Genomic DNA, 15,023 nt, shown 5'->3' on the forward strand with positions numbered 1-15,023 from the left:
CGGCTGTTAACGGGCGATGCCTCTATCGCTCCCCCTGATAAAATCGGTAAAAACCTTGACTTCATCAAATGAGCCCTGTTCAGCATCTATTTTTTCGAGTGCCTGTTCAAGCTTCAGATCGGAGCGGTACAGGATCTTGTAGGCATTCTTGATCGCCCGGACCGCTTCTTTTGAAAAACCTCGACGGGCCAACCCGATCGAATTGATCCCGGACGGCCGGGCCCGGTCACCCTGGGCATTGATGTATGGCGGCAGATCCTGAACGACGATTGCACCGCCACTGACCATGCAATGCGCCCCGATCTTGACAAACTGATGATAACCGGACAATCCGCCGAGAATGGCATAATCACCGACTTCAACGTGGCCGGCAAGGGTTGCGCAGTTCGCCATGACGATATGATCACCGACCCGGCAGTCGTGCGCAACATGTGCATAGACCATGAACAGATTATCGCTGCCGACAATCGTTTCACCGCCGCCGTCTTCAGTCCCGCGGTGCATTGTTACAAATTCACGAATCGAGTTACGATCTCCGATCGTCAGAGACGATTGCTCACCCCGGAACTTTAAATCCTGCGGAATCGCTCCGATTGAAGCTGCCTGACCGATGTAATTATCCTTGCCGATATCGGTCCAGCCGTCAACCACTGTATGTGGGCCAATGGTTGTGCCATCGCCGATTCGGACGTTCTCACCGACAACGGCATAGGGACCGATCGTGACATTGTCGCCAATCGTTGCGTTCGGATGAACAATTGCCGTTTGATGTATCATTATTTCTTCTCCCCGCGATCGACAAATGTCGCCTTCAATTCAGCTTCGGCAACCAGGGTAGAACCGACAAACGACTTGCCGGTGAAGGTGTAAATCCCGCGCCGGAAATTAACAACCTCGACCTCCATGCGCAGGATATCCCCCGGAACGACCGGCTTGCGGAACCGCGCCTTGTCGATACCGACAAAATAAGTAATCGGATCTTCGCCATGATCATGACTCAATTGGCCCAGAATCCCTCCGACCTGGGCCATTGCTTCGACAATCAGCACACCCGGCATCACCGGATGTCCGGGAAAGTGTCCCTGAAAAAAAGGCTCATTGATCGTTACATTCTTTATCCCGACAATTTTTTTACCTTCAACAACCTCGGCGATACTGTCAACCAGCAAAAATGGATAACGATGCGGCAGCATCTCCATGATCTCTTTAATCCCGTAAACCATGGCTCATCAATCCCTTTCAATCCTGTTTTCCAACTCTTCGATTTTCTTCCTCAGACGGCTGAGCTCTCTGCGCATCTCCGGTAACCTGGCAAATGAAGTACTCGCCTTGAGCCAATCCTTGTGCTCCATCGTCGGAAATCCGGCAATGTACTGGCCCCCTTCAACGTCGGTCGAAACCGATCCGCGGGCGACGACTGTAACATTGTCCCCGACCTTGACATGCCCGATCGCTCCGGACTGGCCACCAAACGTGCAATGTTTGCCGATGACGGTACTGCCGGCTATTGCAACATGGGCAACCAGAATTGAATTTTCGCCGATCTCGACATTATGGCCAACCTGAACACCATTATCAATTTTCGTTCCCTGCCTGATCAGGGTCTCGCCGAGAGCGGCGCGATCAACGCAGCTGCAGGAACCGATTTCCACGTCATCTTCCAATACGACAATACCGACCTGCGGAATCTTGTAATACTTCTCCCCGTCCGGAGCGAAACCGAATCCGTCCGAGCCGATAACAGCATTCGGCTGCAGAATAACCCGGTTGCCGATCCGGCATTCCTCGCGGATAACAACCCCGGGATGAAGGAGACAATCCTCACCGATGGTCACTCCGGCGCCGAGCACAACTCCCGGGGCAAGAAAACTCCCCTTGCCGATCGATACCTTCTCACCAACGTAACACCCCGGGGAAATGGTGACTTCCTCGGCGATGACAGCTGACCCGGAAACATGAGCAGCTTCCGCTATCCCCTGACAGACCCTCGGTTCAACCGCCATATAGGTCAATACCTTGGCGAAGGCGAGATAGGGTGAGGCCACTTCGATTCGGGCAAGCGAACCGTCATAACCTAAATCAGGGTTGACGATCACGGCCGATGCATCGGTCGATTCGAGAGCTGCAATATATTTGGGATTGGCGACAAAGGTAATGTCCCCTTGAGCGGCCAGGTTGATCGGTGCGACCCGATTCAATATCAGGGCGCCATCACCAACAGCCGTCCCGCCAACCAGCTCGGCCAACTCGGCCAATGTTGCTTTTTTATAGTCTTTCTTCAACATCTAATTACTTGGCACTATCCGATGCCGCAATCAGCTTGTCGGTCAGATCGATCGATTCGGCACCATAAATGACGCCGCCGCTGCCACGTTCAAGGAGAAGGTCGTATCCCTCTTTTTCAGCGATCGACTTCGCCAGCTCAAGCAGGTTTTCAACAATCTGGTTGGTATACTGGGCGTCAAGCTGCTGCAACTCTTCCTGGCGATCCTTGGTGAAGCGCTGGAAATCCTTGAGCTTCTGCTGGTAGTCACGCTCCTTGCCAGCCCGGGCTTCGGCCGAAAGGAGGGCCGCCTGCTTTTCTAGCTCATCTTTCAGAGCCTTCAGCTCAGTCTGCTGCTTTTCAATTTTCCCTTCAAACTCCTTGACCTTGTCAGTGATGCGCGACTTCGCATCTTTCCCGGCCTGGGAAAGATTCAGAGCTTTCTGCAAGTCGACAAAAGCAATTTCGGTGGCGTCGGCGATTGCCGGCGCTACGGTCAAAGCAATCATAACCAGAACAAACACTACAACTTTCTTCATTGGGTAAAACCTCCTGTTCATTTTTATTCTGCTATCAGAAGAATCGTCCGATAGAAAATTCGAGTTCCGTATCTTTTTCATCCTGCAGCGGATCGAGGTTCCGTCCCCATTCGAGACGGAGCGGTCCGAGCGGACTCAGCCAGCGGATTCCACCGCCAACACTGTAACGCATACTTTCAAAAAAATTCTCATCTTGCAACCATGCATTTCCGGTATCAAAAAAGAAAAGGCCTTTCAATCCGGCATCCTTGGCCAGAGGGAAAATGTACTCCAGGTTAAAATAAGCTTCTTTTTCACCACCGATATACTCATACTCCTGATTCGCCGAGAGGACCTCTCCACTCACCGGATCGACGACCGTCGACACGCGGCGCACTCGCGGCCCAACCTTGCGACTCTTGAAGCCACGGATTGTCCGAATTCCGCCGAGATAGAAACGCTCACTCAGCGGAATATCCTGGTCATCGACTTCAAACATCTGCCCGATCTGACCATGGATCATGAAAACGGTATCCCATATCAACGGAAAGAAATGACGATGATCGAGAATCACCCGGGAAAACTTCTCGTCGCCCCCGATGCCGGCATATTCAACCGATAACTCCGATTTCGATCCCATTGACGGGTCAAGACTGTAGTCGGTCGTGTCACGCGAAATCGAAGCAAAAATCGATGACAGGGTTGTGTCTCCGGCCTGATCCTGGATCAACGAGGAAGACAGGGGATCAATATCATAAATGGTTTTCTCTTCATAGCGGTAGATAAAGAATGCCCGCATGTTCCTGGCGACCGGAAAACCGAACTTGATATCACCGCCGGTTTTTTTCTCGCTATACTCGGTCCATTCCCGCTCCGTCTTGTAGAGATCGAAGCCGAGAGTCAGATTCATATCGAGAAAATAGGGATCGACCAGCCCGACCTGGTAAACCGTACTCGATCCGCCATAAGCACCCGACAAATTCAACTTGTATCCCCTGCCGAGAAAATTGGACTGCGAGACCGATCCCTGGGCGATCAACTTGTCGACCGAAGAGTAGCCGAGACCAATGCTGAATGTACCTGTCGGTTTTTCACGCAGATCAATATCGATATTCATGACGCTGTCGTCATCACCCTTGCTGGTGTTAAGATTGATCTCCTCGAAATATCCGAGGTTATTGATCCGGCGACGGCTTTCATCAAGCTCTCGCGAACTGTAAATGTCGCCTTCGCTGAGCACGACTTCACGCCTGACAACCTTGTCAATCGTCTTGGTATTACCGCGAATATTAATGCGCCCAATCGCTACCTCGACCCCTTTCTCGATCCGATATTTGATGTTGATGCTGTTCTGCCCGGGTACGGAACTGGTCATCGGCGCCACATTGACATAGGCATAACCACGATCAGTGTAATAATTGTTGAGGGCGAGCATACTGTCGCGTAATTTTTCGCGGGAGAAGGTATCCCCTTTTTGCAGTTTTGAGAGTTCCAGCAGCTCACTTTCATCGGTAATCAGGTCGCCGGCAAGACTGACATCACCGACGGAGAACTTTTCTCCTTCGATAATCTGGATGAAGATGTCGAGATATTTATCATCCTCGACCAGGCTGACATAAGGTTGCTTGACCTTGACCTCGATGTATCCTTCGTTGAAGTACATATCCTTGATAATTTCAAGATCGGTCTGCAGCAGTTCTTCGTTATAGGCACCGGTATCAGTCAACCACGACATGAAAGTCCGCTCTTTGGTCTGGATCGACTTGCGCAGTTTGCGGTCCGAGAAGACACTGTTCCCTTCAAAACGGATCCGATCTATCAGAACTTTCGGAACTTCTTCGATCTCGAAGGTCAGCGTCGCCTCATTCTTTTTATTGACGTCAAGGACCGGTTTGATTTTGGCGGCATGGTAGCCTTTTTCGATATAAGCGGCTTCAAGCTCACGGACCGATTGAGCAGCGACTTTCGGATTGTAGATATCCGGGGTCTTGACTGTTACCAGTGGGCTCAGCTTGCTTCGGTTAATCGCTTCGTTGCCGGTGAATTTGACCCGGCGAACAAGCGGCCGCTCGACGACCCTGAAAACCAGCACCGACTCACCTTCCAATGTCAAAAGTTCTGCGGCAACGTCATCAAATTTGCCAAGTTTGAAGATTTCCTTCAGGTCGCGATCAATCGCATCACGAGAAACGGCGGTACCCGGCTTGACGGAAAGGACCGCAAGGATCGGGTTTTCATCAAGCCGCTGATTACCTTCAATGACAATCCGGTCAAAGGTAACGGTATTTGCGGCAACCGGCAGGACCGACAGAACAACAAGCAGGAGAGTCAATGTAAAAAGACGTAACAACATAAGGGCAGTCCGGTTCATTCTTGATTTAATTGCAGGCAAAACGGCCATCTTCCATGGTTACAATCCGGTCCATCCGGCTTGCCAGCTGTTCACTGTGCGTCACAACAACCATTGTCAGCTGACGCTTTTCATAAAGTTTCTGAAACACCCAGTAGATCCCTTCCGAGGTCCGGCTGTCGAGATTCCCGGTCGGTTCATCTGCGAGCAGCAGCTTCGGTTCCATCACCAGGGCGCGGGCAATGGCAACCCGTTGTTGTTCGCCACCCGACAACTGGCCCGGTTTATGGGTCAGACGATGCGCCAGACCGACTTCATCTAGCAGTTCAGTCGCCCGGGAGCGAATTTCATTTTCTTCCATCCGGGCGATCAGGCCAGGCATCAGAACGTTTTCAAGAGCCGTAAATTCAGGCAACAGCTGATTGAACTGGAACACGAAACCGACCGTACGGTTCCGAAACCGGTCGAGATCGTCGCCGTTCAGGGAGAAAACATCCTGACCTTCGACTGAAACCTTCCCTGTGGTCGGCCGATCAAGGGCACCGAGTATATGCATCAGGGTCGTCTTGCCGGCACCGGAGGCACCGACAACAGCGACTTTTTCTCCGGCCGCAACGGTCAGGTTTATATCATGGAGAACATCAACCTGCTTATTGCCGATACCGTAACTTTTATTCACTTCTTCAACCCTGACCATAACAACACCTATTCATAACGCAACGCCTCGGCCGGATCCATCCGGGCCGCATGCCAGGCCGGATAAATCGTCGCCAGGAGCGAAATAATCATGGCCATGGCTGCAATCGCAATAACATCGCTGGCCAGAACGACCGACGGGAACTGTTCCATACCATAAACCGCCTGATCAAAGATCCGGATTCCGAACAGGCTTTCAATCCACTTGATAATCGGATCGGCATTAACAGCCAGAAGCAGCCCGAGCAGAGTTCCGAGCGCTGTTCCGAGCGTTCCGATGACAAGACCTTCCAGAACGAAAATGCGCATCACGCTGACCGCGTTTGCCCCCATCGATCGCAACACCGCAATGTCACGGGTTTTCTCCATGACGACCATGATCAGGGTCGTTGCGATATTGAAGGCCGCGACCAGCACAATGATGCCAAGAACAATGAACAGGCCGAGCTTTTCGAGACGCAGGGCCGACAGAAAGGAACCGAACATATCCTCCCAGGATCGGACCGACAATGGATAACCAAGTTCATCGCGCAAGGTTGAAGCGACCTATTTGGCCTGTTCAAAGGAAGCGACTTCGAGTTCAAGCCCGGAAACCTTGTTTTCAAAGTCAAAAAACCGCTGCGCTTCGCTCATCGAGATATAGGCAAAAAAGGTATCGAAAAAACCACCATGCTGATTAAATATCCCGACGACCTCGAACGGCTTCATCTTCGGGATCATGCCGAATGGCGTAATCGTAAACATCGGCGGGATGATATTGATCTTGTCACCCAGCGTTACGCCCAGGGTTGATGCCGAATCGCCGCTGATGACAACCCCCGGAAGCTTCCGATCAGTCGCAAAAACCAGCTGACCAACCGGCATATCGGCCAGGGTCATCATCCTGTCAGAAAATATCCGGTGTCCCTGTTCCACCCCTTTCACACTGACCGCTGCCACGTTGTTGTGCGACAACAGCATCGCATGCCTGGAGACAAACGGCGTAACCCTGGTAACCTCCGGAGATGCATTCCTGACCTGATCGATGACCTCCTGGTAGGAGTCAATGCCGCCGCCATGCTTCTGAATCAGAATATGCGACACATTGCCGAGGATCTGCTTGCGGACACCGTCGTGGAAACCGGTCATGATCGCCAGAACCAGAATCAACGAGGCAACCCCGAGGGTCACTCCGCCGATCGAAATAAAGGATATAACCGAAATAAAGGTCTGTTTCCTCTTGGCGCGCAGGTAGCGCATGCTGACGAACCATTCGAAATTCATGACAGGATACCGGGCACCTTAAACCTGTTTCCGCAACTGCGGAAAGAGAATGACGTCCCGGATCGATGCCGAATCGGTCAGCAGCATGACCAGTCGATCAATGCCGATCCCCTCGCCGGCGGTCGGTGGCAGACCGTATTCCAGGGCGCGGATATAATCCTCGTCCATGGCGTGGGCTTCGTCATCACCCGCTTCCTTCTCTTTCAGTTGATCCTCAAACCGACCTTTCTGGTCAATCGGATCATTAAGCTCGGAGAAGGCATTGGCCAACTCGCGGCCGACGATAAAGAGTTCGAAGCGATCAACCACCTCCGGATTTTCATCGTTGCGGCGCGACAGCGGCGACACGTCGGTCGGGTACTCGGTGATAAAGACCGGGTTCCAGAGTTGCGGTTCGGCAACTTCATCGAAAATTTCGGTCAGGAGCTTGCCGTGGCCAATGCTCTTGTCGAGTTCGAGACCCTTCTCGTTAGCAAAGTCGAGCAGTTTCGGCCGATCGTCCAGATCCGCCATCTCAAGGTCACTGTATTTGACAATCGCTTCACGGACAGTCAGCCGCTCCCAGGGCGCCGAAAGATCAACGTCCTTACCGCCATAGGGGAATTTGAGTGCGCCGACGACCTGTTCGGCGACATGACAGATCAATCGCTCGGTAAAGTCCATCAGGTCTTCGTAGGTCGCATAAGCCTGATAGAACTCCATCATCGTAAATTCCGGATTATGCTGGATCGAGATCCCCTCGTTGCGAAAGTTGCGGTTGATCTCGAAGACCCGGTCAAAACCGCCGACGACCAGACGCTTGAGATAAAGCTCCGGTGCGATCCGCAGGAACAGGTCCATCTTCAGGGTGTTGTGATGAGTGACGAACGGCTTGGCGGTGGCGCCGCCGGCGATCTGCTGCATCATCGGGGTCTCGACTTCGAGGAAGTCATTCTCCTGCATATACTCACGGATCAGGCGAATGATCGCGGAGCGCTTGCGAAAGACCTCGCGAACATCCGGGTTGACGATCAGATCGACATAACGCTGCCGGTAGCGGGTTTCGACATCGGTCAGACCATGCCATTTTTCCGGTAGTGGTTGCAGTGACTTGGTCAGGATCCGGACGGATGATGCGCGCAAAGACAATTCATCTGTCTTGGTCCGGAACGGTTGGCCGGAAACGCCGATAATATCACCGACATCAAACTTGCGAAACTGCTCGAAGTGATCATCGCCAACTTGCTGTTTTGCAATATATATCTGCAGGCGCCCGGAGCGATCCTGAAGTTGGACAAAAGCTGCCTTGCCGAAATCACGCATCGCCATGATCCGGCCAGCCACGGTGTATTCAGTCTCGGTTGATTCGAGCGCTTCCTTGCCATGCTCGGCATGCGCCGCATGAACATCAGCCGTGACGTGGGTCGTCCTGAAGTCGTTGGCAAACGGGTTATTCCCCTGCTCGCGCAGTTCGTCGAGCTTGGCCCGGCGTTGCTGCAAAAGTTCGTTCTGTTCGTCCATTAAGCCGTTTCCCTTGTAGTGAGCATAATATTAAAAATGCATTCAATTCAGTTTGTGAAAAAAGTCCAGTTATAATCTGCGGCAAATACGTTGCCGAACAGGTCAGCTACAGGATGTGCCCCGCCGACACCATCTCCGGACAATGTTGCTTTATAGGTCTCACCTGCCTGTAACGGATCATTAGTCGTATCAATCTGGAATTCGTATTCTCTATCATTGGCATCGACAACAGCGACACTTGATGGGACAACAACGTTGCCCGTGCTGTCCACAAAAGAGATATTTGATACATCGATATTGCCGTTACCGGGATCCATTGATTCACTGAAAACTACGCGCACTGCAGTGGTGGCAGCGGCTGAAACCGTTTCACCGTTGGCAGGCGTTGTGCTCACTATGCTTGCCGGAGTCAGGTCACGAACAATCAAAACGTTTGCAACTGCCGGATCGGTGCCGTCAACATTGTCAATCGATACGGTCGCCCTATGAACACCGGAAGCAAAGCCTGAAAAAACGGCCGTCCAGTCAGACGATGTTGCAGGAGTCTGCAGCGTAACCGAACCCGAGGTAACACTTGAACTCACGACATAATCAGTTTCGCGCGTTCCATCAATCGTGACAACTGGAAGAGTGTCATCAGGTGTCGGGTAGAAATAAGGCACAACTCCGAAAAACCCCGGTATAGGGTTCGAAGGAGGAGTCGCCGTCGTAATCGCCAGTTGCGGCGCCGTCAATGGATCGGCAACTGTGTCAACAATAATCTCTGCAGTCGCATACGCTGCTTCGTCGGTGTAGTTCCCGCAATTATCGGTGTCCAATGGTTTTGTCTGATCGCAACCTCTAACAAAAACGTTATACGTGTTATCAGCCAAAAAATCATAATCAACAAACCAGACATTGGCATTCACATCATCGACAAATGTCCAATCAGTTGAATCAAGGGGATTACAGATATTAACACCGTCTTCTATGCAGAATTGAACTTTCGCCCCAAGCTCACCAACTGTGCCGGCAAGAACCTGTGAAGTGGTTAATGTCGGGGTTCGGTATTGGTCAAACGACACCGCAGGTCCCGTAATATCAAGAATCACAAATATGGTGAGAATGTTCGTATTACCGACCGAATCGGCGGCCTCGATCGCGATTGAATTGACACCTTCAACCAGGTTTGAAACAGAGACACTCCAATCTCCAGTGTTGCCACCGGGATAGACCGGATCACTGACAGTCGTCGCAGTGAATGCCGTAGCCGAAATCGTAACCTGGCCACCCGGCACCAGCAGTCCATCTTCATCCCGGTCAAAATATTCACCGGTCAATGTCACCGTCGCATTAGGATCATTTGTTGTCGTTCCCGGACTTCCTTTAAAAGTGATCGCAGGAGCAAGCAAATCGCCGTCTTCGGCGCCACCACAGGCAAAAAGCAGGGACAGCACAAAAAGAACCAGCAGACATCTGCACAAACTTGGTATGTTAATTGACATTGTTTCCCAATTCATCCATCACGACCTGCTCAGCAGGTAAGCCTCAATAAAACCGTCAAGATCACCGTCAAGAACGGCGTCGGTGTTGCCAACTTCATGCCCGGTCCGGTGATCCTTGACCATCCTGTAGGGATGAAGAACATAAGAGCGGATCTGGCTGCCCCAGCCGATCTCTTTTTTCTCGCCGGCCAGCACTTCGGCCTCTTCCTCTTTTTTCCGCAGTTCCATCTCGTACAGCCGGGATTTCAGCTCCTTCATCGCGGCCGACCTGTTTTTGTGCTGGCTGCGCTGGCTCTGGCAGGAAACCACAGTATTGGTCGGCAGATGGGTAATCCGGATCGCCGAGTCGGTTTTGTTGACATGCTGCCCGCCGGCGCCACTGGCCCGATAGGTATCGACCTTGAGGTCCTTTTCATTGATCTCGACGTCAATATCATCCGGCAATTCGGGGAAAACGAAAACAGAGGCGAAAGAGGTATGTCGTTTGGCATTCGAGTCAAACGGAGAAATCCGTACCAGGCGATGAATCCCCATCTCGGCCCTTAGCCAGCCGTAAGCGTAATCTCCCTCAACGGTAAAGGTCGCACTTTTCAAACCGGCTTCATCCCCCGGTTGATAGTCGGTGATTTCTGTCTTGAAGCCGCGCTTTTCGCAGAACCTGAGATACATCCGGAAGAGCATATCGGCCCAATCCTGAGCCTCGGTGCCGCCGGCGCCGGCATTGATGCTGAAGATAGCGTCAAAGCTGTCATGTTCGCCGGAGAGCATGCGGGCGAACTCCATCTGATCGATCTTCTTGTCAAGGTCGGGCAGGAGCGCCTGGATTTCGGAGAGAGTCTCTTTATCTTCGCCCTCTTCGCCAAGTTCAGCAAGAACCATCAGGTCATCAAGTTCCTGCTGGGCATTGCTCCAGTCTTCGACAATCTTCTGAAGCCGGGTTCTTTCCTTCAGAACCTCCTGAGCCTTATCTCCCTGGTCCCAGAATTCGGGACGGGCAATCTCGGCGTCGAGCTCGGAAACTCGTTCTCGTTTCTCGTCGACGTCAAAGATACCTCCTCAGCTCGACCAGCTTTTCCTTCAGATTCTCCAGATGTGAATTCTCGTCCCGAAACATTTACCAGACTCCATGCGGAAATTTGAATGAGGGATTATAACGGGTTGAATGCTTCAGGGCAAGGTATCTTTCGCCAGTCTGAAACCGCTCATCTACGTAGTCTGCTTTGCCAAAACCAGACCATGCTGATCATAGTGAAAAGGAGAGGAAAAACATCACCGAATCGACCATAGAAAGTTGTTCCGGAGAGGAACTGAACAGGCTCGGTCAGGGTTGCATCACGGAACAGTCCGGATTGGGATTTGACCGATCCGTCCGGAGCAATAAATGCAGAAATCCCGGTATTGGCAGAACGGACCAGCCAGCGCCGATTTTCGACCGCCCGGAAACGGGCCATCGCCAGGTGCTGGTAAGGCGCCGAAGAGGTTCCGAACCAGGCATCATTGGTAATATTGACAAGCAGCTTGCTTCCGGCCCGGCAATAGGATCGGGCCAATTCCGGAAAAATAGCTTCGTAACAGACAAGAACGCCAATTTCCTGGCCGGCAAAATCGAGGGTTTCTATCTTGCCAGCAGAAAAATCGCCGATACCGTGAACCAGTTTATCAATGAACGGCATAAATTCACCAAACGGTACATATTCACCGAATGGTACCAGGTGGACTTTATCGCTGCGACCGGTAATTTGGCTTTCGGGTGAGATCATGAAGGCACTGTTGTAAAAACGGTAGCGGTCGGCATCGACCCTTTCATAGGCCGGGCTTCCGGTGAGTAGATGGACCTTGGTCGCTCCGGGGAAATCGAGAACCCGCTGTTGCAGTTTTGTACGATCCTGCAAATAAAAGGGGGTCGCACTTTCCGGCCAGACAACGAGCTTCGATCCACCGACGATCGCCTCCTGTGAAAGACGGAGATATTTTTCAACCGTAACGCTCTGGAGGTCGGGCGACCATTTGATACTTTGGTCGATATTCCCCTGAATCACCGATACCCGGTGGGATTGTCCTGTGACCGCCGTTGAGTTTAAACGGAACTCACCGTATAACATAGTCGCCGTAAGAAGGAGGATAAACAGCAGGATGTATCGCCCCTGCCGAAAACGCTTCCGACGATCAGCAAGCCATTGAATCATCGAGGCGACAACTGCGTTACCGAGAATCAGAAGGCCACTGAGACCATATACCCCGACAAGGTCTGCTGATTGAATCAATCGCAAATCGTCATGTTGTGAGTATCCGAGCAGAACCCAGGGGAAACCGGTCAAAAAAGTACTTCGCAAAAGCTCGAAAGCGACCCAGATGACCGGCAAGGTGAGAGCATAGGGGTAATCGAGCCGCTGCCGGATTCGACCGGCCAACCAGGTCGACAAACCGAAAAAAAGAGCGAGGTAGGCAACCAGAATCAAGTAGGCAATCAGGGACAGAAAAGGATGGAGACGACCATAGGTCACCATCACAATATTGAGCCAGTACAGGGTAATGCCGAAAAAAGTGATCCCGGCTGCGTAACCGCATAAAAATGGCCGGCGTTGAAGCACCAGCAAGAGAGGAACCAGGCCGAACCAGGCCAGCAACGAAATATCCGGAAACGGAAATGCGGCCGCGAGAAGTGCGCCGGAGAACGCCGAAAGAAAGATGTCGAGCCAGAAACTGCGGGTCATCAATCAGCTTTCTTCATCCGGCTGCTGGCGGATAATGCGAACCTTGTGGATTTTTCGGCCATCTGACTCGACAACAGACAGATGCAGTGCGCCATCATCAACACTGTCACCATCTTCAGGAACCTTATTGAACAGATGCATCACATAACCACCGACCGTATCAAACTTGTCCCGTTCAATCTCAATATCGTAATACTCTTCAAGATCATCCAGATCCATACTGCCATCAACCAGAAGAGAACCATCCTTTTCGACAATCAGCTGGCTTTCTTCAACATCGTATTCATCCTGAATTTCGCCGACGATTTCCTCGAGAAGGTCCTCAATTGTTACCAGGCCGGAGGTACCACCATATTCATCAACAACAATGGCGATATGAACCCTTTTGGTTCGGAAATCCTGAAGAAGTGATTCAATCTTCTTCGATTCGGGAATAAAGTATGGCGGGCGCATTACCTTTCCCAGCTCGGTCGAATCCGGATCCTCGCCCCAATGGCGCAACAGATCCTTGGCGTAGATAAACCCGAGAATCTTGTCATTGGTTCCTTCGTAAACCGGTAACCGCGAATGCCCCGAATCGTTAATCGTCTTGAGAACATCCCCCAGGGTCGCTTCACTGCTACAACTGACCATCTCGGTTCTCGGCACCATAATTTCCCGGACAATTGTCTCACCGAATTCGAAAATCGAATGCAGCATCCCGCCTTCGTCTTCATTGATGATGCCCTGTTCCTCCGATTCGTTAATAATCTCCTGAAGATCCTTTTCGGAAGAAACCCGCTGCCGACGGGGCCAGATACGATTCAATACACTATATATCATGTTATTCTGCTGATTCTGATCGTCACCGTCCAAGCGACCTCCTAATTAAAAACCAGATAAATGAAATAGGTTACAACGAACCCGAGTACGGATCCGGCAATGACCTCTCCATAGGTATGAATGCCTAATAATAACCTGCTATGGCTGACAAGAAAAGCGACAAGAAAAACCAGGCTGACCAACACAATTCCGGAATGCGACAGCAAAACCGATGTCGCAATCGAGAACGAAACGGCAGCATGGCCGCTCGGCATTCCGCCATGAAGCGGCACTCCCCGGCCGAAGCCGGCTTTCAGCAAGACGACAACGATGACAACAATGATCAGGGAGACGACCGAGACAATTGGCACAATCTGTTCAGTACGACCCAGTTCCGTCTCGATAACGGGAAAAAAGTAGTGGGAAAATGCGAAAAATCCCATAACAACTGCGCCAATACTGGCGACCAGAACCGCTCCGGCGGCCAGGTCTTTGGCCTGGCGTGCCAGGGGGTGATATTCCGGAGAAACCAGATCAATCACAACTTCAATCGCGGTATTGACAAGTTCGGCAAACAGGACGAGAGTGATGGCAAAGGTGAGCAGAATAAAGTCAAGAGCCGACAGTCCGAGCAGCAGAGCTGCCAGCAAAACAGCGACGGCAACAAAGAAATGCAAGCGCAGGTGACGCTCGTTCTTGGCGGCCCAGAGGATCCCTTCAATCGCACAGTTGAGACTTTCAAGCCAGTTTTTCGGTTTCATGACAGTTTGTCAGGTTTGCAAGATAAATTCACGTTCGACAACTGCATAAATCTCGCGCTCCTTCTCTTCCATGATCAGCGCCTGCTGCGCGGTCCCCCGTTCATGGTCGTATCCGAGCAGGTGCAAGATCCCGTGCAGAAGCAGAAAGTAGAGTTCGCTGACAAACGGGCTATCGGCTTCGGCCGCGTCACGAGCTGCGGTATCAGCCGAGATAACAACATCCCCGAGAAGTTCAGGATGCAGTTCGCTCCCCTCACCTTCCTGCATGGCAAAAGAAATAACGTTAGTCGGTTTGTCCCGATTGAGATAGTCCCTGTTAATCGCCCGGATCTCATCGTCATCTACGACAAGAACCGAAAGTTCCGATTCAGGACAGCCCAGATCGGTCAATATCCGATGAGCTACCTTTTCCAGGTTTTCGACCGCTATCGGGTGCTTTTTTTGCCTGTTCTCGATCCGTATCATCACTCTGCTTTTTATCAGCGGCTGATTTCTTGCCGTTGCCGTTCTTTTTTTCCTTGCCGACTTTCTTCTCCTGGCCTTTTTCCTTCGCCTTCAGGTTCTCTTTGTAGACCGGTTCAGGATAGTCAACACGGTGATGGAAGATACCGGCCAGGATTTTTTCGAAACTGATGGCAATTTTATTGACATCCTTGAGGGTCAATTCGCATTC

General features: G+C 51.7%; 14 protein-coding genes and 1 pseudogene. All 15 read right to left on the bottom strand.

All coding sequences use genetic code 11. The annotated features are described in order from the left end of the window. Positions 1–6: 6 nt before the first annotated feature. Positions 7–777, bottom strand: coding sequence for an acyl-[acyl-carrier-protein]--UDP-N-acetylglucosamine O-acyltransferase (locus C0623_09960; GenBank protein ID PLX99382.1), 771 nt, complete (start codon positions 775–777; stop codon positions 7–9). Then, positions 777–1,223 (bottom strand): 3-hydroxyacyl-[acyl-carrier-protein] dehydratase FabZ, encoded by a 447-nt coding sequence (gene fabZ / locus C0623_09965; GenBank protein ID PLX99383.1) that lies wholly within the window; start codon positions 1,221–1,223, stop codon positions 777–779. The genes C0623_09960 and fabZ overlap by 1 nt, the downstream gene beginning before the upstream one ends. Before the next feature lie 6 nt (positions 1,224–1,229). Next, entirely contained in the window at positions 1,230–2,285 is a 1,056-nt protein-coding gene (gene lpxD / locus C0623_09970; protein ID PLX99384.1) for a UDP-3-O-(3-hydroxymyristoyl)glucosamine N-acyltransferase, read from the bottom strand. 4 nt (positions 2,286–2,289) lie between these two features. Next, positions 2,290–2,883 (bottom strand): hypothetical protein, encoded by a 594-nt coding sequence (locus C0623_09975; GenBank protein PLX99385.1) that lies wholly within the window; start codon positions 2,881–2,883, stop codon positions 2,290–2,292. Continuing rightward, positions 2,837–5,134 (bottom strand): outer membrane protein assembly factor BamA, encoded by a 2,298-nt coding sequence (gene bamA / locus C0623_09980; GenBank protein PLX99402.1) that lies wholly within the window; start codon positions 5,132–5,134, stop codon positions 2,837–2,839. Before bamA ends, C0623_09975 begins: the two co-directional genes overlap by 47 nt. Positions 5,135–5,159: 25 nt before the next feature. Further along, the gene (locus C0623_09985; protein ID PLX99386.1) at positions 5,160–5,828 is read right to left on the bottom strand and encodes a lipoprotein-releasing system ATP-binding protein LolD; all 669 of its coding nucleotides are present in this window, start codon (positions 5,826–5,828) and stop codon (positions 5,160–5,162) included. An 8-nt stretch (positions 5,829–5,836) separates the two neighbouring features. Further along, positions 5,837–7,090, bottom strand: a pseudogene (locus tag C0623_09990) (lipoprotein-releasing system transmembrane subunit, LolC/LolE family). Between the two features lie 18 nt (positions 7,091–7,108). Then, complete coding sequence (lysS, locus tag C0623_09995; GenBank protein PLX99387.1) at positions 7,109–8,590, bottom strand: lysine--tRNA ligase; 1,482 nt, start codon at positions 8,588–8,590, stop codon at positions 7,109–7,111. Between the two features lie 47 nt (positions 8,591–8,637). Continuing rightward, positions 8,638–10,089 carry a hypothetical protein gene (locus C0623_10000; protein PLX99388.1) on the bottom strand — a complete coding sequence of 484 codons (1,452 nt, stop codon included), beginning with the start codon at positions 10,087–10,089 and terminating at the stop codon, positions 8,638–8,640. A gap of 3 nt (positions 10,090–10,092) precedes the next feature. Further along, complete coding sequence (locus C0623_10005) at positions 10,093–11,124, bottom strand: peptide chain release factor 2 (protein PLX99389.1); 1,032 nt, start codon at positions 11,122–11,124, stop codon at positions 10,093–10,095. Positions 11,125–11,276: 152 nt separating this feature from the next. Continuing rightward, positions 11,277–12,788, bottom strand: coding sequence for an apolipoprotein N-acyltransferase (lnt, locus tag C0623_10010; protein ID PLX99403.1), 1,512 nt, complete (start codon positions 12,786–12,788; stop codon positions 11,277–11,279). A gap of 3 nt (positions 12,789–12,791) precedes the next feature. Then, entirely contained in the window at positions 12,792–13,610 is an 819-nt protein-coding gene (locus C0623_10015; protein ID PLX99404.1) for an HlyC/CorC family transporter, read from the bottom strand. A 41-nt stretch (positions 13,611–13,651) separates the two neighbouring features. Beyond that, positions 13,652–14,350 carry a diacylglycerol kinase gene (locus C0623_10020; protein PLX99390.1) on the bottom strand — a complete coding sequence of 233 codons (699 nt, stop codon included), beginning with the start codon at positions 14,348–14,350 and terminating at the stop codon, positions 13,652–13,654. A 9-nt stretch (positions 14,351–14,359) separates the two neighbouring features. Continuing rightward, positions 14,360–14,815 carry an rRNA maturation RNase YbeY gene (gene ybeY, locus C0623_10025; protein PLX99391.1) on the bottom strand — a complete coding sequence of 152 codons (456 nt, stop codon included), beginning with the start codon at positions 14,813–14,815 and terminating at the stop codon, positions 14,360–14,362. Further along, positions 14,718–15,023: HD family phosphohydrolase (locus C0623_10030; protein PLX99392.1), on the bottom strand; the 306-nt coding region annotated here is incomplete at its 5' end. The genes ybeY and C0623_10030, both read right to left, overlap by 98 nt.

The organism is Desulfuromonas sp. (assembly GCA_002869615.1).
Lineage (GTDB): Bacteria > Desulfobacterota > Desulfuromonadia > Desulfuromonadales > UBA2294 > BM707.